The sequence below is a fragment of the Caballeronia arationis genome (genome assembly GCF_001544975.2).
GTDB lineage: Bacteria > Pseudomonadota > Gammaproteobacteria > Burkholderiales > Burkholderiaceae > Caballeronia > Caballeronia arationis.
In genome coordinates, this window is sequence record NZ_FCOG02000082.1 from 1 (window position 1) to 26882 (window position 26882).

At 64.0% G+C, this 26882-nt stretch carries 24 protein-coding genes; 15 read left to right on the forward strand and 9 right to left on the reverse strand.

Annotated features, from left to right (window positions below; translation table 11 throughout):
• Positions 1–205 precede the first annotated feature (205 nt).
• The 4 genes from AWB81_RS30020 to AWB81_RS30035 all read right to left on the reverse strand — a co-directional run bounded on the left by AWB81_RS30020 (position 206) and on the right by AWB81_RS30035 (position 4579).
• Positions 206–793: a hypothetical protein gene (locus AWB81_RS30020; protein ID WP_062640400.1), complete on the reverse strand. Its 588-nt coding sequence runs from the start codon at positions 791–793 to the stop codon at positions 206–208.
• Between the two features lie 103 nt (positions 794–896).
• Positions 897–1856 carry a DUF2950 domain-containing protein gene (locus tag AWB81_RS30025; RefSeq protein WP_062640443.1) on the reverse strand — a complete coding sequence of 320 codons (960 nt, stop codon included), beginning with the start codon at positions 1854–1856 and terminating at the stop codon, positions 897–899.
• Between the two features lie 16 nt (positions 1857–1872).
• The gene (locus AWB81_RS30030; protein WP_062640402.1) at positions 1873–3126 is read right to left on the reverse strand and encodes a DUF3300 domain-containing protein; all 1254 of its coding nucleotides are present in this window, start codon (positions 3124–3126) and stop codon (positions 1873–1875) included.
• Positions 3127–3592: 466 nt separating this feature from the next.
• Entirely contained in the window at positions 3593–4579 is a 987-nt protein-coding gene (locus AWB81_RS30035) for a hypothetical protein (protein ID WP_235025977.1), read from the reverse strand.
• 592 nt (positions 4580–5171) lie between these two features.
• On the opposite strand from AWB81_RS30035, the gene AWB81_RS30040 reads away from it, so the two are divergent.
• From AWB81_RS30040 to AWB81_RS30095, 12 genes are all read left to right on the forward strand, one after another.
• On the forward strand, positions 5172–6209 hold the full coding sequence (locus tag AWB81_RS30040; protein ID WP_062640405.1) for an amino acid ABC transporter substrate-binding protein: 1038 nt from the start codon (positions 5172–5174) through the stop codon (positions 6207–6209).
• Positions 6210–6225: 16 nt separating this feature from the next.
• Positions 6226–7566, forward strand: a complete 1341-nt coding sequence (locus tag AWB81_RS30045) for an ArsB/NhaD family transporter (protein WP_062640407.1) — start codon at positions 6226–6228, stop codon at positions 7564–7566.
• A gap of 140 nt (positions 7567–7706) precedes the next feature.
• Positions 7707–8057 (forward strand): hypothetical protein, encoded by a 351-nt coding sequence (locus AWB81_RS30050; protein ID WP_062640409.1) that lies wholly within the window; start codon positions 7707–7709, stop codon positions 8055–8057.
• 104 nt (positions 8058–8161) lie between these two features.
• Positions 8162–8359, forward strand: a complete 198-nt coding sequence (locus tag AWB81_RS30055) for a DUF2964 family protein (RefSeq protein ID WP_062640411.1) — start codon at positions 8162–8164, stop codon at positions 8357–8359.
• Between the two features lie 119 nt (positions 8360–8478).
• Positions 8479–9153, forward strand: a complete 675-nt coding sequence (locus tag AWB81_RS30060; protein ID WP_062640413.1) for a VIT1/CCC1 transporter family protein — start codon at positions 8479–8481, stop codon at positions 9151–9153.
• Positions 9154–9309: 156 nt separating this feature from the next.
• Positions 9310–10437 carry an AI-2E family transporter gene (locus AWB81_RS30065; protein ID WP_062640415.1) on the forward strand — a complete coding sequence of 376 codons (1128 nt, stop codon included), beginning with the start codon at positions 9310–9312 and terminating at the stop codon, positions 10435–10437.
• A gap of 148 nt (positions 10438–10585) precedes the next feature.
• The gene (locus AWB81_RS30070) at positions 10586–11578 is read left to right on the forward strand and encodes a 2-hydroxyacid dehydrogenase (protein WP_062640417.1); all 993 of its coding nucleotides are present in this window, start codon (positions 10586–10588) and stop codon (positions 11576–11578) included.
• Between the two features lie 134 nt (positions 11579–11712).
• Positions 11713–11922: a DUF3311 domain-containing protein gene (locus tag AWB81_RS30075; RefSeq protein WP_062640419.1), complete on the forward strand. Its 210-nt coding sequence runs from the start codon at positions 11713–11715 to the stop codon at positions 11920–11922.
• 15 nt (positions 11923–11937) lie between these two features.
• The gene (locus AWB81_RS30080) at positions 11938–13323 is read left to right on the forward strand and encodes a sodium:solute symporter family protein (RefSeq protein WP_062640422.1); all 1386 of its coding nucleotides are present in this window, start codon (positions 11938–11940) and stop codon (positions 13321–13323) included.
• 29 nt (positions 13324–13352) lie between these two features.
• Positions 13353–15014, forward strand: a complete 1662-nt coding sequence (locus AWB81_RS30085) for an amidohydrolase (RefSeq protein WP_062640424.1) — start codon at positions 13353–13355, stop codon at positions 15012–15014.
• Positions 15014–15964, forward strand: a complete 951-nt coding sequence (locus tag AWB81_RS30090) for a CobW family GTP-binding protein (protein ID WP_062640447.1) — start codon at positions 15014–15016, stop codon at positions 15962–15964. Before AWB81_RS30085 ends, AWB81_RS30090 begins: the two co-directional genes overlap by 1 nt.
• 69 nt (positions 15965–16033) lie before the next feature.
• Positions 16034–16924, forward strand: coding sequence for a LysR family transcriptional regulator (locus AWB81_RS30095; protein WP_062640426.1), 891 nt, complete (start codon positions 16034–16036; stop codon positions 16922–16924).
• A gap of 9 nt (positions 16925–16933) precedes the next feature.
• On the opposite strand, the gene AWB81_RS30100 is transcribed toward AWB81_RS30095, so the two are convergent.
• Genes AWB81_RS30100 through AWB81_RS30110 form a run of 3 tightly spaced genes read right to left on the reverse strand, consistent with a single transcriptional unit; the run spans position 16934 to position 20158 of the window.
• Entirely contained in the window at positions 16934–17809 is an 876-nt protein-coding gene (locus tag AWB81_RS30100) for an MBL fold metallo-hydrolase (RefSeq protein WP_062640429.1), read from the reverse strand.
• Entirely contained in the window at positions 17802–19133 is a 1332-nt protein-coding gene (locus tag AWB81_RS30105; protein ID WP_062640431.1) for an MFS transporter, read from the reverse strand. Before AWB81_RS30105 ends, AWB81_RS30100 begins: the two co-directional genes overlap by 8 nt.
• A gap of 5 nt (positions 19134–19138) precedes the next feature.
• The gene (locus AWB81_RS30110) at positions 19139–20158 is read right to left on the reverse strand and encodes a succinylglutamate desuccinylase/aspartoacylase family protein (protein WP_062640433.1); all 1020 of its coding nucleotides are present in this window, start codon (positions 20156–20158) and stop codon (positions 19139–19141) included.
• Positions 20159–20513: 355 nt separating this feature from the next.
• Here AWB81_RS30110 and AWB81_RS30115 point away from each other — a divergent pair, with 355 nt between their 5' ends.
• Positions 20514–21827 (forward strand): glycosyl hydrolase, encoded by a 1314-nt coding sequence (locus tag AWB81_RS30115; RefSeq protein WP_159938958.1) that lies wholly within the window; start codon positions 20514–20516, stop codon positions 21825–21827.
• 139 nt (positions 21828–21966) lie between these two features.
• Here AWB81_RS30115 and AWB81_RS30120 read toward each other — a convergent pair whose 3' ends face one another.
• Positions 21967–23295: an MFS transporter gene (locus tag AWB81_RS30120; RefSeq protein ID WP_062640437.1), complete on the reverse strand. Its 1329-nt coding sequence runs from the start codon at positions 23293–23295 to the stop codon at positions 21967–21969.
• Positions 23296–23348: 53 nt separating this feature from the next.
• A complete protein-coding gene (locus tag AWB81_RS30125) occupies positions 23349–24623 on the reverse strand; it encodes a glucarate dehydratase family protein (protein ID WP_062640439.1) in 1275 nt (424 codons plus the stop codon).
• Positions 24624–24832: 209 nt separating this feature from the next.
• Between AWB81_RS30125 and AWB81_RS30130 the strand changes: the two genes are divergently transcribed.
• Both AWB81_RS30130 and AWB81_RS30135 read left to right on the forward strand, forming a co-directional pair.
• A complete protein-coding gene (locus tag AWB81_RS30130) occupies positions 24833–25537 on the forward strand; it encodes a GntR family transcriptional regulator (RefSeq protein WP_062640441.1) in 705 nt (234 codons plus the stop codon).
• Between the two features lie 547 nt (positions 25538–26084).
• Positions 26085–26882, forward strand: a 798-nt coding sequence (locus AWB81_RS30135; protein ID WP_144444212.1) for an ATP-binding cassette domain-containing protein, incomplete at its 3' end; no start/stop codon positions are given.

The window sequence follows — 26882 nt, forward strand, 5'->3', positions numbered from 1 at the left end:
AATCACGTGCTCGCGTTCAGCCAGACGGGACAGATATCGAAGTACGCCGTGCCGCAGGTCGTGAAGATCGTCGATCGACTTGAAAAGACAAGCGTGGGCAAATTGAACAAGAAGCGCCTGCGCGAACAGTTCGCCTAGGCAACCGTCGAGGATGCGGCAAGGGCACGGCACCCGATGACAGGGCGCCGTGCCGCCGCGGGAAGCCTTATTTCTTGGCTGCAGGTTCCACGGATATCGCCAGAGCCTCCGTATAGACGGCTTCTACCTGATCGCCCTTGTGGATGCGCTTCAGACGTTCGGGATCTTCCACCTTCAGATCCACCGTGTTGCCTTTGGGTCCCTTGAGCGTGACCGTCTTCGTCTTTTGATTCACGGCGACCACATCCGCGACGATCGTGACCTCCCGGCCGATCTTGCCACCCGGCTTGGCGCCGGGAGCCGATCGCTGCTCCGAACCCTGCTCGGTGTGCGACGCTATCCCCTTCTCCTTCATGAGGCTGACCGTCAGGGACTCGCTATACGCCACGGTGACGACATCGCCCAACGCGATCTGGTCGAAGTTGCGCGCCTCCTCCGTGACCTCGAGTTCGACGATCTTGCCCTGGCGCGTCTTGAGCGTGACGGTGCGCGTGGCCCTGTCGATGCCCACCACCGTCGCGGTCATTCTGGTGAGGCCCTTGACGGTGGTCTGGTCCTGTCCCTTCGTGACTTCGACATCCGTCTGCGGCTGAGCCAGTGCAACCTGCGCAAGCAATGCAACGACGACAATCGCGAGTCCTTTCGTGGTCTTCATCCTGGTTCTCCCATGAAAAATGCTTGTCGCCCTGATTCGAAAGCTGGGCGGTCCGTGTTGCCAGCGGGGCATTGCCCCGGCTCATCGAGTTCGGTCGACGCGATCAGGAGCGCTCATCCACACGCATCCAGGATGAGTCCGGATCGAATTCGGTGACGGGTGCCGGAGCCCGGCCACGATCCTTCTGATAGATGACGCCGTTGTTGTTGACGATGAACGTCATCACGCCGCTTGTGCCGTACTCGGCGGGAAACGCGACCATCGCGAAGCCGGCGATCATCCTTCCGTTGATGACATAGCTATACGCTCCTCCAGGGGCGCTCTTGCCCTGCCGGGTGAGAATGCGGTAGTGATATCCGTGATACGCATCGCCCGCACGATGTTCCTTGAAATGTTCCGAGCTTGCGGCAATCAGCGGCCCGAAGGGACTCTGTTCTTCACCTTTGTCGGCATCGGCCGGCCAGTAGAGACCGTTCTGCTTGCCGGGCGAACTGCCGAGTTTCCTCGCGTATTCCAGCACGCCGTCGCCGTTACGATCGAGCGTTGCGTATTGCCTTTGCGCATCGAGATACGCACGCATCACCGTAATCGCTTCACGCTCGTTCGCTCCGATCCGGCGATTAATGATTTCCTGCTCGCCGAGTTCCGTCGCGAATCTCCACGTGCCCTTCTCGCGAACGAGCGGAATCGGTAACGGCCATGCTTCGTCCCCGACGAGCAGCGTGCGACGGTTCGGCCCGGTTTCGTCCAGTGCGTGGAATGCGTTCAGTTCCGCGAGGGCGTTCTCTCGCAGGACACGGTTCTCGGCCGGATCCGGTGATATCACGAGCCGCTTGTGCGCCTCGCCGAAGATCGCGACCAGGGCGGTTTCATCGTTCGCCTTGAGTGCTGCCGACAGCGCGCTGACAGCTGCTTCGGGCGTCGGAAACGTCTCCTGATCGGCGGCAAGACTGCAGGGCGGCATGCAGAGGCCGAATGCCAGCGCGAGGCCGCCCAAGGTCCGGGCGATCGCCGGTCGAAGGAGCAGACGCGCGTGTGTGCCGATCTTTCCAGATCCGTGCATGGTGGTCTCCGTTTCGTTACCGGCGGCCACCGCGGCCTCCGCCCCCACTGAAGCTTCGTCCACCGCCACCGCCGCCGCCGGCGCGCCCGGCGCCGCCGCCGCCACCGCCGCCGGAATAGCCGCCGCCGCCGCGTCCGCTGGCGCTCGTCCGGTCGGCGGACGGACTCCGCGTGCTCGACATCGACTCACGGCTCGCCGCTCCGCGCGAACTGTTCGCCTGCGCATCGCGCCCCGAGCCGTAGCCGCTGAAGGCGTCGCCGCCGCGACCCTGCGACGCCGCGTTGTTCCGGGGCGCCGCATTCTGCGACGATGCGCGCTGCGTTGTTTGACGGTTGCCTGCTGCGCCGGACGTGCCTCCTGCACTTCGGGTCGCCGTGTCGCCTACGCGCGGTGAATTCGCGCGCGCGGTGCTGCCGGATACCTGGCCGGGCTTCTTCTCTGACTTCCACGTGCTCGACTGCGCCGACTGGCGGTTCGTGCGGTTGGTGTTCGCTGCGTTGACATTGGACCTGTTGACGTCGCCTCTGTTGACGCTCTGATCCCGGTTGATGTTGATCGTGTTGTTGCCGCCGCTGTAGTTGGCTTCATAGCGGCCGCCGCTCCATGCGGCGCCGATGGCCGCGCCCCAGATCAGGCCGGTTGCGAGCGCGGCGCCGGGCGCGTAGGGATAGTAATAGACCGGATACGGCGCGGGTGCATAACCATACACGGGATACGGGCTGCTGACGACCACGGTCGACGGGTTGTACTGCGGCACGTAGATCACTTCAGGATTGGCGGGCACGATCTTGACCACTTCCTTTTCGACCACGACCACCTGCTTGTCATCGGACTTCAGGTTGCCGGCGGACTGAGTCTGACGGCGAAAGCGCTGGATGGCCTGAAGCACGCCGCTCTGGTCGGCCACCACGGCTTCACCGAGGGCAGCCGTCCAGTCGAGTTCGGTGCTCATCTTCTTGACGACCTCGGGGTAGTTCAGCAAGGCCTTGATCGGTTCCTGCCATGCATCGTTGACCGGGAGGTTCTTGTCAGTCTTTCGGCGATCGAGAAACCGGTCCGCCTGCACGATTTCGAGCGGATATGTTGCCGAGGGCAGGATGATCGCGATGAGGTCGTCCGGGTAAAGGGCGATCGGCCCGACCAGCTTGTCGAGATCGGCGGCCGACAGCGGCGCAGGCTCGCTGCCGCTTGCCGCCGGTGCCTGAGCGAACACGCTCGCGGCGGGAAACACGAACCAGGACAGCAGAAGCACAATCAGGATGTTGCGCATGGCTATCACCGTCCGATGTCACAGCCCGCACGCGACCCGCGGCCGAGCGGGTCAGGTTGTTGGCTGGAGGAAAGACGCAGCGGGCGAGGGTGCGTGCCCATTCATGGCGTCCAGTCGACTCGACAGCGTCACGACCGAGTCACAATTTTCTGCTTCTAAGATTCAAGCAATTCCGTCGTCGATCAGGCGAGGTCATTGAGGTATACGTTGCGTTGGCTCAAGACGGCAGCGTCGCAAAGACATCGACGATATCGACGCGAGCACGGGGAAAACGATCTCGAAGCGGCCCTCGTCGAAGTCCAGTTCGTTCATTTTAGAACATGCACGCGCTTATATGACAGTTCCAAACGACTATGTATTACCCGGGTATGAGCGCCTCTGTCCTTGGCGCTCTTCATTTCGTGTTCCGGCAAGGTCGTGACGTTTGTTTCTTCAAGCAAACATACGATAGTCGCGAGAGGCCACGCTAAAAGCTCATTGCGAATCCAAACGACACCCCGTGAACATTATGACCGAACACGTAGCGCACCATTGCGCGCGTGCGCGTGATGATTACCGGATACTTGCTGCTGTCGAGTTCCAGGCCGACACCCAGCGAGGTGAGGTCATTGAAGCCGAGTGCGCCGGCGCTGTCGCCGAAGTAATGCGAGTACGCCGTTTCCAGCACATAACGCACCGGCTTGTCGAGTGCACGCAGGCCCGTGGGAGCCCGCCATCGCGCCCACAGGCTGAACTGCTGTGCCATCGCCGATCCCTGCACGGCTGCCGACGACGCGCCGAAGCTGCGCAGATAGATGTCGGTGGCCCGCAGTTCCACGTCGATCTCGTACTTCTCGCGGTAATGTTCATAGTCGAGCACGAGCGAGCCGCCATAACCGTAGGCGTCGAGCACGCCATCCTGTAAGAACTCGAGGTTCGTGTCCTTGATCTGGTTGATGACCGTCTGGGCGATCCGCAGGTCGCTCGCCACGCGGCCGAGCGTGCCGTTGAGAATCGGCCGGAACTTCAGTTCGTCCGTGATTGCGAAGTCCCAGCCGATGCCGATGGTTGTGCTCGCGGTGTTCCACTTGGCGGGAAGCGGTCGTTGCTGGGTGCCTTCGGTCGCGACGAAGGTCGGATCGTAACGGCTGTACGCCACGGTCCCCTCGAGATAGAGCGGAAACGTCCTGCTGATCGTAAAGCCTCCGCCCAGTTGAGTCTGACCGAAGCCGGGATTTCCTGTCGCGCCGTTGTTGATCGACAGGGAACTCGTCGTCACGTCAGGCACGGTGGTGTACGTCATGATCGCGAGCACCGCATCGGCGTGCTGCTTGACGTTGGTGCCGAGTATCAGCGGCGGCTGCGGTTGACCGCCGGTCGACTGGGCGTAGCAAGCGCCGCAGAGCAGGGTCTGGGCAAGAATCGTCGCGATGAATGATTGCGCGTGCCTGGAGGCCGGACTCGAGTTCGACATGTTCGGCGTGCCCTGTGTTCGGCCGGTGACGTCCGCTGTCTAACGCTCAAGCCGGATGTATGTCAACGATTAATTCCTTTCGATCATTTCGTTCTTTGCGATGATGGCACGGCCCAACACCGCTTGAAGAAACTGTGAGGCATCGCCATGGTTCCGTCATTGCCCCCTGCCGTGAGCATTCGACTGAACCCTGCGCAATGCAGTGTGGTGCGTTCGCAGAATGTACATGAGCCTGATCGGAAGCTGCAAGGACGGGCCGGGTGTCGCGCCCGATCGAATCATGAGCAACGGATGCCAGCTCGATCTTCGCCGCGGCATTTGGCTAGTGATCCTTGTCGCGCGATGCAGATCGCCTATAACTGTGTACACGAGACGCCCGTTCGCAACGGATCGTTTTTGAACTGCGTATCGTTCTCGTGCCCCTGCCCGTTCCGATGAAGCGTTGCCGGCCTCATACTTTGTCCGCGACAAAAGCGCTTGGCGGCGCACAGGCAGCCACGAGATGCGAAGACCGATCGATACCGCAACCGACATCGGCCTTCGCCTCGGATCAGAAGCAACAACTAGATGAAATCCGGTTTCCGGGGAATCCATGGCTCCCATCCGCCGCATCATCAAGCGTGTGCTCTTGTTGTCATTGCTGCTCTTTATCGTTGCCGATCCGCCGGCTCAAGCGGCGCGCGGCGACACCGTGGCGCAAGCCAGATCCCGCGGCGTGCTTCGCTGCGGGGTTAGCGAAGGCGTAGCGGGGTTCTCCGCCAGGGGCGCCGCGGGACGCTGGGCAGGCATCGACGTGGATTTCTGCCATGCGGTGGCGGCCGTGGCACTGGGCGGCGCGGACCGCGTCGCCTTCGTGCCGTTGAGGGCATCGGCCAGATTCCCTGCTTTGCGCACGGGCACGGTCGACCTGCTCAGTCGCAACACGACATGGACCCTCGTCAGGGAGAGCACGCTGGATGTGCAGTTCGCCGGCGTGCTGTTTTATGACGGGCAGGCCTTCATGGTCCCGAAGAAATCCGCGGTGACGAGCGTCGCCGGTCTCGGTGGCGCGACGGTCTGCGTCGAAAAGGGCACGTCGAGCGAGGCGCACCTCGCGGACTACTTCGCAGCCAGGAAGCTGAGCGTGACGCCGCTCGCGATCGACTCGGTGAGCGAAGTCGCGAACGCCTACTTCAACGGGCGTTGCAGCGCCTATACGGCCGATGCCGCGCACCTTTCCGCGATTCGTCTGCTCGTCCCCGGTCGTGCTGAGGATCATGTGATCCTGCCCGAGCGTATTGCGAAGGAACCGCTCGGGCCGGTCGTCCGCGCCACGGACGACGCGTGGCTCACACTGGTTCACTGGGTGTTATTGTCCCTGATTGCCGCAGAAGAGTACGGCGTCACGCAGGGCAATGTGAAGGAACGCATGCGCGATCCGGCGATTGCGAAAGCGCTAGAGCCCGGGACCGACGTGAGCACGGCGCTCGGAGTCGAGCCAGGCTGGGTCGAACGGGCGGTGCTGAGCGTCGGCAACTATGGCGAGATCTTCGAGCGCAACCTCGGTGCGCGCAGCCCGCTCGGTCTCGAACGCGGAGTCAACCGCCTCTGGACGCAAGGTGGCCTGATGTACGCGCCACCTGTGCGCTAGTCACCGGGGCGCGCTCATGAGCGAACTGCAGATCTATATCGTGCTGGGCGTGTTCGCGTCGGTGATCCTCGCGATCGCGTTCAATATAGTGGACATGGCCGTGGCCGCGCTGATCGGCGTGTGCGTTCTGATCGCCCTCGGCATATTGACCGAGGAAGACCTTCTGACCGCGACGAGCACGTCCGGCGGAGCGCTCAGCCTGCTGTTCGGCGGCATGGTGGTCGCGCGCATCCTGTCCACGACAGGACTCTTCGAACTGATCGGCGACATCTATCTGCGCGCGACGGGCGGCAGCGGCCGGCGATTCCTTCTCCTGCTCATGGCGCTCGTTGCACCGATCTGCGCGTTCCTGCCCAACGCAACGACAGTCATCCTGCTTGCACCCATCATCATCCGGGTTGCGACTGCGCTCGAAACGGACATCGTCGGGCCGATGGTGCTGACCGCGATCGTCAGTAACGCCGCCGGGCTGCTGACGCTAGTGGGCGATCCGGCGACCTTTCTGATCGGCAGCTCGATCGGTATGAGTTTTGGCGAATATCTGCGCCGCGTGAGCCTTGGCGGTGTCCTGGCGCTGCTCGTCATCGTGCCGCTCTTGCCCGTGCTGATGCGCGGCGTCTGGCGTCTGCGCCGGCCGCTCCCGCCGCCAGTGGCCCGCGCGCGGCTCGTCAGGCCGGTCTACGCGGCGTGCTCGCTTGCTGTGCTGGGGACGATGATCGTCCTGTTCGTTCTGGGCGAGCGCCTGCCGACGCGAGTCCTGCCTCCGATGGTCGCGATGATTGCGAGCGCCCTTGCACTGCTGGTGGGCTTCGCTGCCCGGGTCGAGCCAACCGACAACGTATTGCGCGACGTCGACTGGAAGACGCTCCTGTTTCTCGGCTCGATCTTTTGCCTAGTCCAGGCCGTGGCGAAGACGGGGCTGTTGCCGCTGCTCGCGCTGAAGCTCTACGCGGTATTCGGCACCCAGCTGACGCTGGTGGCGCTGACGATGATCGCAGGTATCGGGCTGCTTTCGGCCGTGCTCGCCAACGTGCCGGTCGCGGCAGCGTCGATACTGGTCGTGAAGGGCTACCTGGTGGCAGCCGAAGCGGTGCCCGATGCCGCGCTCGATGCCAACTTCACGCAATGGCCCGCGGCGACGATTCCCGTGTTCGTCGGAATGATGTTCGGTGCGACGCTCGGAGGAAATGCCACGCTGATCGGCGCGTCCGCCAACATCGTGTCCGCCGGCATTTGCGCGCGCCATGGCAGCACGCTCACGTTCGCGAGGTTCCTGCGCTTCGGGCTGCCGATCACCGCGGCCCAGCTTGCGGCGTCGGCGATCTATGTCCTCGTGCTGTCGCGGTGGATGAACTAGCGAGTTTTAAGTTTTACCTTCGCGTTCGTCCATGGCTCTTCATGGACGCGCGACGAGTCGATCAAGTCGCCGGAAGCGCGTACAGGCTGTAAAAGGGGATTGATGGGAATACTAATCCGAACCCAACTGGAGGTGTTATCGTGAAACTGCTATCGCTCGCCGTTGTGACCGCCGCTGCCGTGTCGGGTTGTGCGAACCAGCCAATGCCGGCGAATACGCAATCGGTGGGAGAAAGTCAGCGCACGCCCGCTGTCGTTGCGCAATGCATCGGGCAGAAATGGGCGGACCAATCCCAGAAGCAGGTGATCTCCCAGGTCATCCTCGCGAACAACCAGGCGATGGATGTCTATGTGCCGGGCCAGCAACCGCCAAGCGGCGCCGCGGCTGTCGTGCGACCCGCGTGGGCGGCCAACAGCAAGACATGGGTGGGATTCCGCCCGGGTGGCAGCGATAACAGCGCCGCCACCGCGAGTATCAGCGGCTGTCTCTGAGCGGCATCGCCCGGGTGGCCGCGTCTGCCGGAAGTCAATGCCGGCGACGCGGCCTTCTTCCGGGGCCGCTTCCAGTTCTGAAGCGGGAACCTGGAGCCACGACCATGAAACGATTCGAAACCAGGGTTGCATGTGCGTCGGTTGGTGTCTTCGTGTGGCTGGGCGGTCTGTACGCGACGATACGCGGTCTGCTTTATGACGAATCCGCCTGGTTTCGCTATGGAATGCTGGCACTCGTGATCGGCGTGGCGACCTTCGTCGTCGCGCTCAACCCGCTGGCTAACCGCAACTCGCGCAAGTGACGAGTCGCGCGCCGGCAGCGCGGGCGTGCCTCGCATCGATCCACCTATAATTTAGACGCGAGCCCGAGGCGCGACCGCGCGCAATCGAGCCCGGCTGTCAACGACGGGGAGACATTCTCGTGAACGCCTTGATCCATGAGCGCAATGTCGACGGGCGCGAGCCCGTCCTCGATACCGTCGACAGGGTGTCGGAACTGTGCTTCGGCCTCTTCATGGCGCTGACCTTCGTCGGCACCGTGTCGGCCGCGACAGCCGGCGAGGACGCCGGGCAGAAGATGCTCTACACGGCGCTTGGCTGCAATCTCGCCTGGGGACTCGCCGATGCGCTCATGTTCCTCGTACGCACGCTGACCAACCGCGGCCGGCGGCTCACCCTTGCTCTCGCAATCAAGAACGCGCCCGACGCGGCAGCCGGGCGTCGCGTGCTGCGCGACTCTCTGCCGAAGTTCATGAGGTCGATGGTGTCGGACGAGGACCTGGATTCGATCCGGCTGAACCTCGCGGCCACGACGGACCTGCCGGACCGCCCGCGTCTCGTGCGCGACGATTTCGTCGGGGCGCTGGCGATCTTCATCATCATCGTTCTGTCGACGTTTCCGGTCGCGTTGCCGTTCATCGTTTTCCGCGACGTACCGACTGCGCTGCTCGTTTCGCGCATCCTGACGCTCGTGATGCTTTTTTGCGGCGGACTGGCTTTGGGTCGTCACGCCGGGTGGGGCGGATGGAAGGCCGGCCTTGCGATGGTGGTCTTCGGCGTCCTCCTGACGATGGCGATCGTCGCGCTGGGCGGCTGAGAAATGTGCCGGAACCCGGCGAGGATGTGAGGCACATCGACGGATCGGGATTCGAAACATTCGAGGCGTTTGTTTCGAGGCCGAGCCGCCGCGCACGACCAGGAGGCGAATTGCGCCATCGCGACCCGCCACCGGAGTACCTGCGAGGAGACCATCATGTTGTTCACGCCGACGTCGGACAAGGCATTTTCCCGTGGCCTGCTCGATGTCTTCATTCGCGCCGGGCTGATAACCGCGCTCGTCATTTTCTGCTTCGAGATTTTCCGTCCGTTCTTCGATCTCGTGGTCTGGTCGCTGATACTGGCGACGACCATTTACCCGCTGCAGGTCGCATTGAGGAGAAGGCTCGGCAACCGGCACGGTCGCACGGCGGCGCTGATCGTCGTGCTGGCGCTCGGCGTGGTGATGACGCCCACGTACCTTCTGGGCAATGCCGTGGTGGATTCCGTGGAGAATGCGGTCACGGTCGTCAGAGGCGGAAACTTCCACGTCCCGCCGCCCGCCGAGGCCGTGGCGGCATGGCCGATCGTGGGAAAGCGGGTGTACGAACTGTGGATGCATGCCGCAACCGACCTCACCGGTCTGCTGCAGAGGTTCTCCCCACAGATCAGGGGATTCAGCCTTGCTTTCCTGAGCAAGCTCGCCGGCCTCGGCATGAGCATGCTGGTTTTCGTTGCGGCACTGATCGTCGCGGGCGTCGTCATGGCGCACGGAGAAGAAGGGAAAGCGAGCGCCCTGAAGATCGCCTCGCGCATCTTCGGCCCGGACCGGGGGCCGCGCATCACTGGGCTCTGCACGACGACCATCCGCGCGGTCGCGCTCGGTGTCGTGGGGATCGCCTTCATCCAGATGCTGCTGATCGGCGCGGGATTCATCGTCATGGGGATACCGGCCGCCGGCCTGCTGACCCTGGCCATCTTGCTGCTCGGCATCATGCAACTGCCGGCAACCATCGTCACGCTGCCTGTGATCGGTTTCGTGTTTTACATGCAGGGCGCCAGCGTCGCCAGCATCGTGTTCGCCATCTATGTGTTCGTCGCGGGGCTCGTCGATAACGTGCTGAAGCCGCTCCTCCTGGGCCGCGGAGTCGACGTGCCGATGCCCGTGGTGCTGATAGGCGCGCTCGGCGGCATGATCTCGGGCGGCGTGATCGGCCTGTTCATCGGGCCGGTGGCGCTCGCCGTCGGCTATCGGCTCTTCTGGCTCTGGGTCGAGGACCCGCAGGGAGACGCGGCGGACGTGCAGGGTAATCGCCTTCAGGGCGTTCGCGCGGAAAATCGATGATCACGTTCCGTGCGACGCGCGTAGGTCCAAGGTCCAATTGCGCAACCGCGCGTCGGTACACAGTATTGTTGACGAAAACTGGCCGTGTTCGCTCTGCTGCCGCATCGACCCGAACCAGCGACGCCGCACTTTTCGCCGGAGATGCATCATGGAGATCGCTGTCTATAGCGCCAAGTCCTACGACCGCGAGTTTCTCGAGGCCGCGAACGCCACGATGGGTCACCGGCTGCAGTACTTCGATGCCGGGCTCGATGGGGAAACCGTGGCCCTCGCCTCGGGCCACGGAGCCGTCTGCATTTTCGTGAACGACAAGGCGGATGCGGAAGTCCTCGAAGCGCTCGCGCGCGGCGGCACGAAGCTGATCGCCCTGCGCTGCACGGGCTTCAACAACGTGGACCTGAACGCGGCCAAAAATCTCGGTCTCAAGGTGGTCCGCGTGGTCGACTATTCGCCGAACTCGGTCGCGGAACATGCCGTCGCGTTGCTGATGGCGATCAATCGCAAGATTCATCGGGCTTACAACCGCACGCGCGATTGCAACTTCGCCCTGGACGGCCTGATGGGTTTCGATATCGCCGGCAAGACGGTGGCGATTGTCGGGACCGGAAAAATCGGCCGTGTGTTTGCGAAGATCATGCTCGGTTTCGGCGCCGACGTGATCGGCTACGACAGCTTTCCGTCTCCCGAATTCGAAGCACTCGGCGCACGTTACGCGGTGCCCGGCGAGATCGGCGCGAGCGCGGACATCCTTTCGCTTCACTGTCCGCTGACGCCGGACACGTATCACATCATCGACGCGACCATGCTGTCGCGCGCGAAGCGCGGCGCGCTCCTGATCAACACGAGCCGCGGCGGTCTGGTGGACACCGAAGCGGTAATCGATGCGCTGCGCAGCGGGCAACTGGGCGGGCTGGCGATCGACGTCTACGAGCAGGAGGCGGGGGTGTTCTTTCGCGACCTGTCCAACACGATCATCAACGACGACACGCTGCTGCGCCTGATGTCATTTCCGAACGTCATCGTGACCGGGCATCAGGCCTTTCTCACGCGCGAGGCGGTCACGACGATCTGCCAGACGACCTTGCAGAGCGTCACGGAGTTCGAAACCGGCCAGCCTCTTTCGAACGAGGTGAAGGTTTAGTGAGCGTGCATTCCATTCATCTGGCGCTATCGATCGAGTCCATCTGGCTCTAACGAGGGTTTTTTGCGGCGCCGATACTGACTCCAGACTTGCCGGCACCCTGCCGAGCGGGCGAACAAAGTCTGGAGACGACAATGCTGAGATACCTGATCGGCCTGGGGCTACCCTATGCCGGCGTGATCGGCTTCCTGCCCTGGATCGCCACGAAAGACGCCTACGTCTTCGGCGTTCCCCTGCTTTACGCCTGGATCTTCCTCTGGTTCGTGCTGACCTCGGGGTGCCTCTTCGTCTGCTGGCATTTCTTCGATCGCCACGTCCCCGATACCGATCCACGCAACGCCTGAGCCGGGAGTTCCTGCATGTCCACCCTTGTCTTTCTCGGATTCATCGCCTTTTCGCTCTACCTCGCCATTCGCTCCGGCAAGGGACGCGGCGGCCAGAGCGTCCATGACTTTTTCGTCGCTTCGCGGCAGTTCGGCGCGGCGCTCGTATTCTTTCTCGCGGCCGGCGAAATCTACAGCATCGGCACGATGGTCGGCTTTCCCGGCGGCATCTACGCGAAGGGGCCGACCTACGGCATTTGGTTCCTCGGCTACATCCTGCTCGCGTATCCCGTCGGCTATTTCCTCGGACCCAAGATCTGGCAGGCTGGCAAGCGCTATAACGCGATCACGCTCGCCGATCTCTTCAAGGGCCACTACCGTCATCGCGGCGTGGAACTGGTGGTCGCGGTGTCGTCGATTCTGTTCCTGATTCCATGGGGACAGTTGCAGTTCACGGGGCTGGTCGCCGCGCTGCGCGGTCTCGGCTGGCACTTCGAGCCGCTGCACCTGATCCTGATCTCGGCCGCGCTGGCATTCACCTATATCGCGATTTCGGGCGTCCGGGCATCGGCCTACATCGCCATCCTGAAGGACATCCTGATGGTGGTGGCGATCATGATCACGGGCGTTGCCGTGACGTGGGAATACGGCGTGCACGACGTATTCCACGCTGCCAGCCAGCACGTCAGCAACACGATGAACCCGGAGCAGCTCCACTTCTCGATGAGCACCATCGTGTTCCAGGCGCTCGGCTTCTACATGATGCCGTTCGCGGCGCAGAACTTCTTCACCGCGAAGAGCGCGAATACGATTCGCCGCACTCAGGTCGCGATGCCGCTCTACATGCTGATGTACCCGTTCCTCGTGGTGGCCTCGTACTACGCGATCAGCGCGAACCTGAAGCTCGCGACCCCGAACGACGCGTTCTTCACCGCCGTGGTGAACCTGCTGCCGGGCTGGCTCGTGGGACTCGTCGCCGCCGGCGCTGCGTTGTCTGGCCTGCTCGTGCTGGCGGGAATCTGCCTTGCGATCGGTCCGATCGTCACGCGCAACCTGCTGCCGAACATGCCGGAAAGCCGCCAGAAGCGGGGCGCGAAGATGGTGATCGTCGTGTATCTGACAATCTCCATCATCACGACGCTGCTCACGCCCAACCTCATGCTCACGCTCATCAACACGACCTATTACGGCGTCACGCAATTCCTGCCGGGCGTGCTCGTGATCCTGTTCGGACTGCGCGTGCGGGCAAGTGCAATCGCGCTCGGCATCGTCGTGGGGCAAGTGCTCGCGATCGTCCTCTACACGAAGGGTGTCGACTTCGGCGGAATCAACCTGGGACTCGTTTGCCTCGGCGTCAATCTCGCGACCATCGGCGTCTTCAATACCGTGATCCGGTCGCCGAAGGCCGTCCACCTTTCCTGAGCCTCATTGCTGTCATCAACGGGAGAACCATGTCATCAGCACAAACCGCCCGTCAGGCCGCGACGACCGTTTTCGTTGCCCGCCGCATCCTGACGATGAACCCCGCCCAGCCGCGCGCAACGCATGTGGCAGTGCGCGACGGCCGCATCCTGGCCGTCGGCAATGCCGAAGACGTGCAGCAGTGGGGCGACTGCGCGATCGACGAAACCCTTCGCGACAAGGTGCTGATGCCGGGTCTGGTCGAAGGGCACTGTCATCTGATGGAAGGCGCGATGTGGGATGCCGCTTACGTCGGCTATTACGACCGGCGCGGCCCGGACGGCACGCTGTGGCGCGGACTGACGTCGATGACGGCGGTCCTCGACCGCCTGCGCGAGGCCGAGCGTCGCATGGACGACGACGAGGCGCCCCTGCTGGCATGGGGCTTCGATCCGATCCTGTTCGGCACTCAACGGCTGACGGTGCGCGAACTGGACTCGGTATCGGCGACACGTCCGATCGCCGTGCTGCACGCGAGCGTGCATCTGATGAACGTGAACAGCGCGATGTTGAAACTCGCCGGCATCGACGAGGACACCGACATCGACGGCATCGTGCTGGACGAAACCGGCCAGCCGACGGGCGAGCTGCAGGAGTTCGCGGCGATGTTTCCGGTGTACCAGGTGATCGGCGGAAAGCTGTCGATCGCGGCGAGCGAGAAGCCGGACGCGATCTGGAACTTCGGGCGCGTGGCACAGCTTGCGGGCGTCACGACGGCCACCGACCTGGTCAACGATCTGTCGCCGCTCGGCAACGAGACGCTGCGCACGGTGACCGGCGACCCGGACTACCCGGTGCGCATCGTGCCGGCGCTGGCGCCGCAGCGCAGCCCGTCGGCGGGACCGGAGGCGCTGCGCGCCGCGATGTCCGCGAACTCGGACAAGCTGCGTTTCGGCCCGGTGAAGTTCATCGTCGATGGCTCCATTCAGGGCTTCACCGCGCGCGTGAAGTGGCCCGGCTATTTCGGCGGCCAGCCGAACGGCCTTTGGCTGATCGCGCCGGAGCAACTCGCCGGCGTGCTGGCGCCGTTTCACGAGGCCGGCCTGCAACTTCACATCCACACGAACGGCGACGAAGCGACCGAAGTCACGCTCGACGCGCTGGAGAAGCTGCTCGCCGAGACGCCGCGTCCCGACCATCGTCATACGCTGCAGCATTGCCAGATGGCCGATGCGGCCCAACTGCGGCGCATCCGGTCGCTCGGGCTGTGCGTGAACTTCTTTTCGAACCACATCTACTACTGGGGCGACGCCCACTACACGCAGACGATGGGCCCCGACCGCGCCAATCGCATGGACGCGGCCGGATCCGCGCTGCGGCTCGGCATTCCGTTTGCGTTCCATTCCGATGCGCCGATCACACAACTGAGCCCGCTCTTCACGGCGTGGTGCGCGGTGCGGCGCCGGACGGCTTCGGGACGCCTGCTGGGCGCGGAAGAATGCGTCCCCGTCGACGACGCGCTGCGCGCCATCACGCTCGGCGCCGCCTATACGCTGAAAATGGACGACGTGGTCGGCAGCATCGAAGTGGGCAAGTTCGCCGACTTCGCCGTCCTGGAGGAGGACCCGTCGGAATGCGCGCCGGAGCGGCTGAAGGACGTGCGCGTCTGGGGCACGGTGCTGGGCGGGCGGGTTTTCAGGGCGCCGGCGTGATGCCGGTCGCGCCGATCGAACTGGTCGTCCTCGGCGGCTATCTCGGCGCCGGGAAGACCACCGTGCTGAACGCGCTCCTGATGCAGCGGCACGGCCGCCGCGTGGCCGTGATGGTCAACGATTTCGGCGAGGTCAACATCGACGCGCGGCTCGTGCGTTCGCGGAGCGAGGACCTGATCGAGCTTCAGAACGGCTGCATCTGCTGCTCCATCGGCGGCGCGCTGGTGGAAGCGCTGAGCCGCGTCGCCGCGAGGTCGCCGCGGCCGGACGTGCTGCTGATCGAGGCGAGCGGCGTGTCCGATCCGCGGCGCATTGCGCAGATCGGCCTGGTCGGCCGGGACTTTCGGCTGCACGGAATCGTCGTGATGGCCGATGCCAGCGGGCTCGATGCCACACTTGCGAACCCGCTCGTCGGCGACATGGCCCGCGAGCAGATCGCCGCCGCGACGGTCGTGGCGGTCACGAAGCTCGATCTGCTGCCCGAAGCCGCGCACGCGCAGGTTTTCGCGAAGATCGTGTCGATCGCGCGCACGCGCCTGATCGTGGCCGCCGACCACGGCGCACTGGCACCGGAACTGATCTTCGGTGCGGCTGCCACGCCTGAGCGCGCTGACGATCAGCCGCTGCGGGCGTCGCCGATACCGCGCCGGCTTGAACTTCGCAGCATCTCCGTGCGACTGGATGGCCCGATCGGCAAAGCCGCGCTCAAGGCATTCCTCAAGTCCTTGCCGGGCACCGTGCTGCGCGCGAAGGGGATCGTCGAACTGGACGACGACCGCGGTCTCTACGTGTGTCATGCCGTCGGGGGGCGCGTGGCGCTGTCACGGATCGAAGACGGGAACGCCGTGAACGACAGGGTGCTGGTCCTGATTGGGAGCTTCGACGCGCAGGCGGAGCAGGAACTGGCCGACGCCGCCCGCGCGACGGCGCGGCGGGAAGCCGTCCGCTGACCGCGCCTTTGCGCTAAAGGGCTGCTGCAGGCGATAAGATCGGGGGAAGCCTCCCGAGAGATTCGCCACGTGGAATTACGACACCTCCGTTATTTTGCCGCCGTCGCCGAATGCGGGAGCTTCCGGCTCGCGGCCGAGCGCATCAGTCTTACTCAGCCTGCCATCACGCGTCAGATTCACGATCTCGAGGATACGCTCGGCGTGCGGCTCTTCGACCGCTCGCCGCAAGGCGTCAAACTGACCGCCGAGGGGGCGCTGTTCCTCGAAGAGGTGCGCAAGGTGCTCGGCATGCTCGAATCCGCGGTGCGCTCAGTGAAACTCGTGGCGTCCGGATTGCGCGGAACGCTGCGCGTCGGCGTCGTCGAGAATGCGAGCTGGGATGGCATCGTGCCGGACGCCTTCAGTCTTTTCCAGCGCGAGGCGCGCGAAGTCGCGATCCACGTCGCGCCGATGAACACGCCGGAACAGTTTGCCGCGCTCGTCGACGGCACGCTCGATGGCGGCTTCGTCTACACGTGGGGCGAATTGCCGCGTGGACTCTCGGTGATGCCGCTCGCGCTCGGCGACGTCGTCGCGGCGGTCCCGCGCGACTGGGACTGGCCCGCCGGCGATACCATCGCCGCCCGCGAGCTGAACGGCCGGCCGCTCGTGTGCTTCCCGCGCCAGACGTACCCCGCGTACCACGACACGCTCGTTGCCGCATGCCACGCAGCGGGCCTCACGCTGAACGTGGTGCAGGAAGTCCCGACCGAAGCCGCGATCCTCTCGCTCGTGTCGGCGGGCGTGGGCGCGGCGATCGTCAACGCGGCGAATCTCGGCCGGCCGCCCGCGCGCGCCCGCTTTTTGCGCTTCGAGGATCTCTCTGTCGGCATGCCGCTCGCGTTCGCGTATGTCGCGAGCAACCCGAACGCCGCGTTGCAGCGGCTTTTGCGCGTGCTCGAATCGATGCCGCGCGCCTGACGCAAAGATTCAGCCTTCGAGCCAGGCGTCGCCATCGCCGCGTCGCGCGAGCGTGCCCGCGGATGTCCCCGGGAAATGCGGCGTGAAGAGCATCGCGTGCGTATCGAGCGCGTGTTCCATGATCCAGCGTCGCGACGAAGCCGCGCGTTCGCCGTCCGCGCAAAACACTGAACTGCAGCCCGGCTCGAAGACCTGCACGGGATGGTGCCAGACGTCGCCGGTGAAAAGCGCCTGCGCGCCGCCAGAATCCACTTCGATCGACATGTGCCCGGCACTGTGTCCCAGCGTCGGATGAAAGCGGATGCCCGGCAGATAATCGCCGCCGTCCGGGCGGATTTCGTCGGCGAGGCCCGCTTCGATCACCGGCAACACGCTGTCGTCGAAGATCATGCGGCGGTTCGCGCTCGCGGGCGTTTCATAAAACTCGCGCTCCGCACGCGCGAACACATGGCGCGCGTTCGGAAACGTCGGAACCCAACGGCCGGCTTCGAGCCGCGTGTTCCAGCCGACGTGATCGGCATGCAGGTGAGTGAGCAACACGAAGTCGACGTCCTCGGGCGCCACGCCCGCACGCGACAGGCGCGCGAGCCACGGCGTGTCGAGGCGATCGAACAGGGCGCTGAACGGACGCGGCTTGTGATTGCCGATGCCCGTGTCCACGAGGATCGTCTTGCCGGCCACGCGCAGCACCCACGTGTTCACGGTGAGGTTGCAGCCGTCGCCGGCCGCGTCGAACGATTGGGGCGGCAGCGCCGCGCGGTGCGTCGTAAGCCGGGACGGGTCGAAGCCGGGATACAGCGTCGCGGCCTTCAGCGCGAATTGCGTCTCGCGCACGCGGGTGATCGTCGCGTCGCCGACGCGGAAGCTAACGATGTCGTCATCCATGGCGATGCTCCTGCGCCGCTTCGATTGGATTCGCGAGCATGACGAGCGCACCCGCGAACGCGATGCCGACGATCGCGAAGAGACCCGCCTGCATGCTGCCGGTCATCGACTTGAGCGCGCCGATGATGATCGGGCTCGCGAAGCCGCCGAGCGCGCCGCAGATATTGATGAACGCGATCCCGCCCGCCGCCGCGCGGCTGCCGACGTAGCCCGCGGGCATTGCCCATAGCACGGTGTATGCGGCCCAGAGCAGCGCGGTGGCGACGGTGATCGCAGTGATCGCGATCGCGAGATTCGCCGGATAGAGCGCCGCAACCGCGAGCGCCGCCGCGCCGCCGATGCTCGCGAGCGCGCTGTGTCGTCGCCGCTCGCCGAAACGGTCGGAACTGCGACAGAGCCATCCCATCGCCGCGATCGCCGCGACATAGGGCACCGACGACCACAGTCCGATCGACATCGTGCTCGCCAGGCCAGCGCTCTTCAGGATCGACGGCAGCCAGAAGCTGACCGTATAGATGCCCGCGATCACGCAGAAATTGCTGGCCGCAAGCATCAGGACGCGCGGATCGGCGACGACGTCGCGAAGCGTCGCATGGCGCGTCTCGCTGCCCGCACGGCGCAGGCGGGCGGCGTCGAGGTCGGCGGCGAGAAGGCGCCTGTCGTCGTCGGAAAGCCAGCGCGCGCGATCCGGCCGGTCGTCGAGAAAGAAGAACGCGATCGCCCCGAGCACGCAGCACGGCAGCCCTTCGAGCAGAAACATCCACTGCCAGCCCGCGAGGCCGTGCGCGCCCGCGAGCGCGGTCATCGCCCAGCTCGACAGCGGCGCGCCGAGCATGCCGCCGATCGGTCCCGCCCACATCACCACAGCCATCGCCCGGCCGGTGCGTTCCGGTGCGTACCAGTAGGTCAGGTAGAGCACCATGCCCGGCGCGAAGCCCGCTTCGAAGACGCCAAGCAGGAAGCGCAGCGCGTAGAAGGCGTGGATGTCGCTCACGAACATCATCGAGGCGGACGTCAGCCCCCACAGCACCATGATGCGCGAGAGCGTCCGACGCGCGCCGATCTTCGGCAGGAGCAGGTTGCTCGGTATTTCGAACATCACGTAGCCGATGAAGAAGATGCCCGCGGCGATGCCGTAGGCCGCATCGGAGAAGGCGAGCTGGCCCTGCATCTGCAGCTTCGCGAAGCCGATGTTGATCCGATCGAGATACGCGAGCATGTAGCAGAGCGTGAGGAAAGGCAGCAGCCGCCAGGTGATCTTGCGATAGAGCGCGTCGTGCGCGTCGCTGACGCCGGGCGTGAGGGGGCGGGGAATGGTTGCCATCGTTTTCACTCTCCTTGCCGGGCAGTGCGCGACGCGAGCAGCGCCACGCAATCGCCGGGTTCGACGCTCGCGAACGAGCGCACCAGCATCGCGACGCCGTCGCCGCCGAATCTCAGTTCCACGGGCGGGCTCCACGGCGCGTGCGGATCGAACACGCGGCCCGCGAGCTGGCCCGCGACCACCTCGTCGCCGAGCCGGAAGGCCGGTTCGAAGACGCCGCGCGTCCCAGCGAACACGTAATGCCGCGCGCCCTCCACACGCAGCCAGCGCGTGTCGTGACGCGGCGGCGGGAGTTCGCCGCCGGTGCAAATGCCGAGCGCCGCCAGGACACGCTGCAAGCCTTCTTCGACAATCGCGAGGCCCTCGGGATTGCACGTCGCGTAGCCGCCGAACTCGCCGCAGAGGAAGAGCTTGCCGTGCCGTTCGATTGCCGCGCCATACGTGCGGTCCTCGCCGAGCAGGTCCATCACCATCGCGTTGGGCGCCGAGAACGCTTCTACGACGCGCCGGTACGCGCGGCGCTCTCCCTCGTCGGCGGGCGGCGCGACGAGCAGTGTCGGAAGGTGATCGAAGGAAGCGCCGCCCGCGTGGATGTCGAAAACGAAGTCCGCGCGCGGGAACAACTCGGTATCGATGTAGTGCGCAATCATTTCCGTGACCGAGCCGTCGCGGTGGCCGGGAAAGATGCGGTTGAGGTTCGCGCCGTCGATCGGCGACGTGCGGCGGCCTGCGAGGAACGCGGGGAAGTTCAGGGCCGGCACGACGATCAGGCGGCCATTTATCTTCATCGACGGCATGCGCTGCATCAGTTTCATCAGCGCGATCGGGCCTTCGTATTCGTCGCCATGATTGCCGCCTGTCAGGAGCGCGGTCGGGCCGTCACCGTTCTTGAGTACCGCGATCGGGATTGGAATGTGGCCGTAGGCGGAGCGGTCCACCGAGTGCGGCACGCGCAGCGTGCCGGTCTGATAGCCGTCCTGGTCGAAATCGATGTCTGTCGTGATGCGGGATCGCGTACTCGCCATGCTCGTCTCCTTGGTCGGGGCGCCGCGCCTGTTGGCGCGGCGATGAAATGACTATCGGAGAAGCGAGAGATAAATTCCAATGCCGATTAATGCCTCATGTGATGCTTTTCTGGCATCACCTATTTCAGCGCGTGCTTGCGGAGGTGTTTTCGGCGTCCAGGCAAGTTCGACGTTGGTCATAAACCGTTTCTTTCTTGCCGTCCCTGTTTTAAGAAGCGTCTGAGTGAAAGGTAGATGTTGGCTGGATACAATTTTTTACATACCAATCCAGCACTTTCTACTCATGTCCGCCAGCAAACATTACGCAAGCCAAGTCAAATTTTCCGAACTCACGAGCAGCATCACCGAGACAACGTTGTCGCGCCGCAGATTTCTTTCGTATCTGATTGCGGGGGCGAGCGGGGTTGCACTCGCGGCCTGCGGTGGCGGCGGGACGGAAGACACGGACGTCGGCATCAAGGGCATCGACAAGGCCGCTGCCGGTTCATCGCCGGATGGAACAACCATTCCGTCGGGAACGTCGATCACTGACAACTCCGGCAGCACGTGGACGCTGGTCAGCAATCGCGTGACGAAAAACGGCGTGGCGGTCGCGACCGGCTCGCCCAAGCCGCTGACGCTGATACTCTGGTACGGCGGCGTCATCTACGCGCAGAACGCCGACGGCACCTGGTTCCAGAGCGGCAGTCCATGGACGTCCATCGGCACGACCGACCCGCGCACGAAGGCAGGCGGCGCCGCGTCGGCACTCTTCTATGGCATGAACGGCCACATGGCCTACAACAGCGGCATCTACAAGACGACCACGCCGGCCGCGCAACTCGCCCTGTTGAAGGATCTCGGCGCCACGATTTATCGCTGCGACGTTGCAAGCGGCGGCATGTCGCAAGTGCTGGCGGACGCGCTGAACGGTCCGTTCAAGGGCAGCGGCGTGCAGATCCTTCCAGTCCTCAACCCGAAATCCGCTGGCTGGGATGTCACGAGTTCCGAATCGGCGGCCTACACGCTCGGCTACAACCTGGGAGTGAATTGCACGACGCCGCTGAAGGGGCTCGTGAAATACATCGAATGCGGCAACGAATGCGATGTCGCGCTGAAGATTGGCGGCAATGGCGCCTCATGTGCGGACTGGAATCCCGCCTACTGGCCGTCGTTCCGCGGCGTGATCCGCGGCATGATCGACGGCGTAAAGGCTATCGATCCGACGATCCAGGTCGGCGTGAACGTCGGCATTCCGATGGCCTACCGCGCGCTGCAGATGCTGTGGAACGGCATCTCGCCAAACGGTACGCCGAACGGCGTCGGCGGCGCGGCGCTCGTGCGCTGGGACATCACGATGTATCACTGGTACAAGAGTTCGTACGACATCCAGTATGCGGGCGGCTCGGCGGCGGTCGACATCCTGCAGGTGCTGAAGGATTCGTTCGGCAAGCCGATCTGGCTGACGGAGTTCGGCTGGTCCGGCTCGCAGGACACGCCCGATTCGGCCGCCGCCTACGTGACGAAGGCCATGACGCAGTACAAGTCCGTGAAGGACAAGTACAACATCCAGTGCATCATGATGTATTGCCTGATCGACGCAAATTACGGCCTGATCAAGGCGGACGGCGTGACGAAGAATCCCGCCTATGCGGCATACCGGAACTTCGTCGCGGCCAATCCGGTTTGAGCGCAGGAAGCGCGTTCGCTCAGACGACCCGAACGCGCTTTTTCTGACATGCCCGGTGCAATGCCGGGTTGATCGAACCGAACCGCGGCTCCGTCCAGCGGGGCAGTCGATTCCCGGACGGACGGGCGCAAGGTTCAGCCTACAGCGCGAGCGCTGGCCGCCCCTCGCGCGGCGCCATGCGGGCAAAGAACACCACCGCAGCGGCCACGACCGACATCACCGCAAGTCCCGTAAGCCCACCCTGGATCGACCCGGTCTTCTGCTCGAGAAAGCCGAAAGCCGCCGGCGCCACGAAGCCGCCCAGATTGCCGATCGAATTGATCAGGGCCAGCACCGCGGCCGAGATCCGCGCGTCCAGGTAGCCCTGCGGGATCGGCCAGAACAGGGACGACGCGGCCTTGAAGCCGGTCGCGGCACAGCAGATCGCGACGAAAGAGAACAGCGGGCCGCCCTGGCCGGCCGCGTACATGCCGGCCGCGGCGATCAGCAGCACGCACGCAACCCATGCCTGCTGGAACTTGAAGCGCGCCGCGAGCATCGCGAAGAAATACATCGCTGCGATCGAGATCAGCCACGGGATCGAATTGAAGAGCCCGACCTGGAAATCGTTGAAATGCCCCATCTTGCGAATGATGCTGGGCAGCCAGAAGGTGGCGCCATAGATCGTCAGCGAGACCGAGAAATAGATCAGGCAGAAAATCAGGATCTGGGGGTCGCGCAAGAGGCTCCAGACCGATGGCTTGACGGCATGCACGGCGTCGCGCAGGCGCTGTTCCTCCTCGATTTCGGCGACAACTACATCCTGCTCAGCGCGGCTCAGCCATTTGGCGTCGTGCGGCTTGGAGTCAAGCCAGAACCAGACGAAGCCGGCCAGCATCACCGAGGCCAAGCCCTCGATCACGAACATCCACTGCCAGCCGTGCAGGCCGCCGCCGCTGATCAGCATCAGTGCGCCGGAGATCGGCCCGGAGAGCACCGAGGCGAGTGCCGAGCCGCTGAGAAAGATCGCCATCGCCTTGCCTCGCTCGTCGCGCGGCAGCCACTTCGTGAAGTAGAAAAGCACGCCGGGAAAGAAGCCGGCTTCCGCCGCGCCGAGCACGAGGCGCATCGCGTAGAAGGACATCTCGCCGCGGACGAACGCCATGCCGACGGCGGCCAGACCCCACGTGATCATGATGCGCGTGAGCCACGCCTTCGCGCCGAAACGCTGCAGCAGCATGTTCGACGGCACTTCGAAGACTGCGTAGCTGACGAAGAAGAGCCCCGCGCCGAGTCCATAGGCCGCGGCGCCGATACCCAGGTCGGCGCTCAGGTGCTGGCGGACGAAGCCGATGTTCACGCGGTCGATGTAGTTGACGATGAACATCACGACGAAAAGCGGCAGCACATGCCACTTGATCTTGCTGACGGCACTCGCCAGTACGTTGGATCGCTCCGGGTGGGCCGGGGCCGGGGTGGGTATGCTCATTGGGTTGTCTCCGTAAGTGGCAATGCGTATCGCGTTTCGAGCGTCTGCACAGGTCAGAAGCGCGGATTCTTGCCGCTGAAGCCCGGGTCATACTTCTGCATCTGCTTCAGGTCGTCGCGATTGCGCACGCCGCACGAGCGATACTGGGCATGCAGTTCAGCCAGCCGGTCGCGATCGAGCTCGACGCCGAGACCCGGCGCCGTCGGCACGCGTACCGCGCCGTTGTCGAAGGTCACGCGACCGCCCTTGATGACTTCCTCTTCCTGCCAGGGGTAATGCGTGTCGCAGGCGTAGGTGAGGTTGGGGATGCTGGCCGCGACGTGCGTCATCGCCATCAGGCTGATGCCGAGGTGCGAGTTGGAATGCATCGACATGCCGAGATCCCACAGCTTGCACATGCGCGCGAGCGTCTGGGTCGCGCGCAGGCCGCCCCAGTAATGGTGATCCGACAGCAGCACCTTGACCGAGCCCATCTCGGCGCCGCGGCGGAAATCGTCCATGGTCGTGATCACCATGTTGGTCGCGAGCGGCAGGCGCGTGTGTTTCTGGAGTTCGGCCATGCCTTCGAGCCCGGGGCACGGGTCCTCGTAGTACTCCAGGATTTCGTCGAGCTCGGGCGCGGCCTTGATGCTCGTTTCGAGCGTCCAGTTGGCGTTCGGATCGAGACGCAGCGGCATGCCGGGGAAGGCCTTGGCGAGCGCCCGCATGCAGGCGATTTCATGCGCCGGCTCGAACACGCCGCCCTTGAGCTTGATGCTCTGAAAGCCGTACAACCCGATCATGCGTCGCGCCTGCTCGACGATCTGTTCCGGGCTCAGGCCTTCGCCCCAGGCATCGGGCGCATAGGGTTTGTCGATGTGCTCGGCGTACTTGAAGAAGAGATAGGCGCTATAGGGCACGGCGTCGCGGACCTTGCCGCCGAGCAGGTCGACGATGGGCGCGCCGACAATCTGCCCTTGCAAGTCGAGCATCGCGACTTCGAGCGTACTGATGACCTTCGGCGCGTTCTTTGCCGCGTGCGAGCCGGGAGCGAGTTCGAATTCGACCGCTCCGGGAATCGGCTTGATCGCAGCGCGCACGCGTTCTTCCATCAGATTGAGATCGAACGGCGAGAGGCCGATCACCAGCCCCTTCGCCTGTTCTAGCACGCGCAGCATCGGTTCGTCGCCATAGGTTTCGGAGATGCCGACGCGACCATCGCTCGTCTCCAGTTCGACGATCGCGCGCAACGCCCACGGTTCATGAATGCCGGCAGCGTTCAGGAGCGGGCCATCGCGGAAGGCGATAGGGGTAATTCGGACTTGGGTGACGGTGATGTCGCGAGTCATGGTGGCAATCCGGCAGTGGAAGAAATTGGGCTGACAGACGCATAGTAAAGCACTAATATATTAGTGTGTTACTGGGGAAAGTACTCACATCCCGACCGACCCTGAAATGCCGCCCAGCCGCATGGGACGGCCCTGACGTCGGCTATAGTATTAGTATCTCAGTGGGGCAGTGCTGCCGGAACGGCTCCACCAACGCTTTCGCTCACTCCATGAAAACCAACGCTTCCCCTTCAGCGGCAACCCGGCTTGACCGGTCCCGCCATGCCGCGCCCCAAGTATTCGAACGACTGCGCGAAATGATCTTGTCCCTCGAACTGGCACCGGGGACAGTGCTGTCGCGCGCCGAGCTGGCGATGCAGTACGGGCTGAGCCAGACACCGGTGCGCGACGCGCTGATGAAGCTCGGCGAGGAAGGCCTGGTCGACATTTTTCCGCAGCACGCCACGGTCGTCAGCCAGATCAACGTGACGTCGGCGTTGCAAGCGCACTTCCTGCGCCGGTCGATAGAACTGGAAGTCGTGCGCACGCTTGCTGAACAGCGCGACGCCGCGTTGATCGGCCAGTTGCGCGCCACGATTGCGAAACAGATGGAACTGCGCGACCTGAAGAACTACGAGCAGTTCTCGCTGCTCGATCAGGCGTTTCATCGCGAGATGTACGAAGCGGCGGGCGTGCCGCAACTCTGGGATCTGGTGCGCAGGCTGAGCGGCCACATCGACCGGCTGCGTCGCCTGCACCTGCCGGTGGAGGGCAAGACGATGGCCGTGGTGCGCGATCACACCGAGATCGTCGATGCAATCGAAAAGGGCGATACCGAGGCCGCACAGACGGCGCTGCGCAAGCATCTTTCGGGAACGCTGAACCAGGTCGATCAGATCCGCACAAGTCATCCCAACTTTTTGACGGACGACTGAACCGGCGCGTTCCGGGTCTGCCCCTCAGCCTGGCTGCGGGCTGCGTCTCCGCTTGTGCGGCTGGCGCCGCCGACGCGCCTTCTTTGGGGGTAAAAGCCCGTCTTGCTTGTCCGGCTAGGGGCATTCCCTAGCGCCTCATATGGATTCGGGGAGCTAAGTACCGTCGGCGGCGCTGCCGCCGCTCAGGCGGTTCACCCGCTCAGTCGTACCGGTGAAGGCTCGCCGGGAGATTCCCTTCGTAATACGCCTTGTAGCGCATCGCTGCAGCGTTCGCATCCATTACCAAAAGTATCGTAAAGCGCCCAGAAAATGTCGGTGGATGGACGAAATTGGCAAGGTACGCTTTATCCAACGCGACGAACACCGAATCCGAGCGCGCCGGTTCCCGACGCTGCGAATGATGCAGCGAATCCCGACATCAGTGGCGTGCAACGGCGCTTCACATCGCTTCGGACGCGTTATCCCGCGAACCGCGGATCGATCGCGGCACGATTGACTGCCGCCGTCGGCGGTTCCCATTTTCATACTCGCTAGGTGGAATGACCCGATGATTCCGAACCTGACTCTCACACCGGACGACGTGACGAATTCGGCCGCTATCCAGGCAGGAGCCGTATCGTCAGCCCGTTCCATTGCTGCGTCCAGTACCGAAATCCTCACGGTCAGGAATCTCTCGAAGATTTTTGGCGCCAGGCCGGAGCGCGCTGCAGAACTCCTGAAACAAGGCCTCGGCCGCAACGAAATCTTCGCGCAGACAGGCAACATGGTCGCCGTCGATGATGTCAGCCTGGCCGTCAACGCCGGCGAGATCTTCGTCATCATGGGGCTCTCCGGTTCCGGGAAGTCGACGCTCGTGCGTCTTCTCAACCGGCTCATCGAGCCAACGTCCGGACAGGTAATTCTGGAGGGACGTGACATTGCGCCCATGAGCACGCCCGAGTTGCGCGCTGTTCGCCGTCAGAAAATGGCGATGGTGTTTCAGTCGTTCGCGCTCCTGCCGAACCGCACGGTCATCGACAATATTGCCTACGGTCTCGAAGTTGCGGGCAGGAAAAAGGCGGATCGCTATGAGGTCGCTCGCACCGCGTTGACGCGGGTGGGACTCGGCTCCTACGAAAAGCTGCTGCCGAGCGAACTCTCGGGCGGCATGCAGCAACGCGTCGGTCTGGCCCGCGCGCTGGCGGTGAATCCCTCGGTGCTGTTGATGGACGAGGCGTTCTCCGCGCTCGACCCGCTCATTCGCTTCGAGATGCAAAACGAGTTGCTACGGCTTCAGAAAGAAGAGCAGCGCACGATCGTCTTCATCTCGCACGACATCGAAGAGGCGGTGAAGATCGGCGGGCGC

Excerpts from the sequence above, each read along its gene's own strand:
- AWB81_RS30020 (WP_062640400.1), bottom strand. The coding sequence starts at position 793 with ATGAAGACCACGAAAGGACTCGCGATTGTCGTCGTTGCATTGCTTGCG.
- AWB81_RS30025 (WP_062640443.1), bottom strand. The coding sequence starts at position 1,856 with ATGCACGGATCTGGAAAGATCGGCACACACGCGCGTCTGCTCCTTCGA.
- AWB81_RS30030 (WP_062640402.1), bottom strand. The coding sequence starts at position 3,126 with ATGCGCAACATCCTGATTGTGCTTCTGCTGTCCTGGTTCGTGTTTCCC.
- AWB81_RS30035 (WP_235025977.1), bottom strand. The coding sequence starts at position 4,579 with ATGTCGAACTCGAGTCCGGCCTCCAGGCACGCGCAATCATTCATCGCG.
- AWB81_RS30040 (WP_062640405.1), top strand. The coding sequence starts at position 5,172 with ATGGCTCCCATCCGCCGCATCATCAAGCGTGTGCTCTTGTTGTCATTG.
- AWB81_RS30045 (WP_062640407.1), top strand. The coding sequence starts at position 6,226 with ATGAGCGAACTGCAGATCTATATCGTGCTGGGCGTGTTCGCGTCGGTG.
- AWB81_RS30055 (WP_062640411.1), top strand. The coding sequence starts at position 8,162 with ATGAAACGATTCGAAACCAGGGTTGCATGTGCGTCGGTTGGTGTCTTC.
- AWB81_RS30065 (WP_062640415.1), top strand. The coding sequence starts at position 9,310 with ATGTTGTTCACGCCGACGTCGGACAAGGCATTTTCCCGTGGCCTGCTC.
- AWB81_RS30070 (WP_062640417.1), top strand. The coding sequence starts at position 10,586 with ATGGAGATCGCTGTCTATAGCGCCAAGTCCTACGACCGCGAGTTTCTC.
- AWB81_RS30075 (WP_062640419.1), top strand. The coding sequence starts at position 11,713 with ATGCTGAGATACCTGATCGGCCTGGGGCTACCCTATGCCGGCGTGATC.
- AWB81_RS30080 (WP_062640422.1), top strand. The coding sequence starts at position 11,938 with ATGTCCACCCTTGTCTTTCTCGGATTCATCGCCTTTTCGCTCTACCTC.
- AWB81_RS30085 (WP_062640424.1), top strand. The coding sequence starts at position 13,353 with ATGTCATCAGCACAAACCGCCCGTCAGGCCGCGACGACCGTTTTCGTT.
- AWB81_RS30090 (WP_062640447.1), top strand. The coding sequence starts at position 15,014 with ATGCCGGTCGCGCCGATCGAACTGGTCGTCCTCGGCGGCTATCTCGGC.
- AWB81_RS30100 (WP_062640429.1), bottom strand. The coding sequence starts at position 17,809 with ATGGATGACGACATCGTTAGCTTCCGCGTCGGCGACGCGACGATCACC.
- AWB81_RS30105 (WP_062640431.1), bottom strand. The coding sequence starts at position 19,133 with ATGGCAACCATTCCCCGCCCCCTCACGCCCGGCGTCAGCGACGCGCAC.
- AWB81_RS30110 (WP_062640433.1), bottom strand. The coding sequence starts at position 20,158 with ATGGCGAGTACGCGATCCCGCATCACGACAGACATCGATTTCGACCAG.
- AWB81_RS30120 (WP_062640437.1), bottom strand. The coding sequence starts at position 23,295 with ATGAGCATACCCACCCCGGCCCCGGCCCACCCGGAGCGATCCAACGTA.
- AWB81_RS30125 (WP_062640439.1), bottom strand. The coding sequence starts at position 24,623 with ATGACTCGCGACATCACCGTCACCCAAGTCCGAATTACCCCTATCGCC.
- AWB81_RS30130 (WP_062640441.1), top strand. The coding sequence starts at position 24,833 with ATGAAAACCAACGCTTCCCCTTCAGCGGCAACCCGGCTTGACCGGTCC.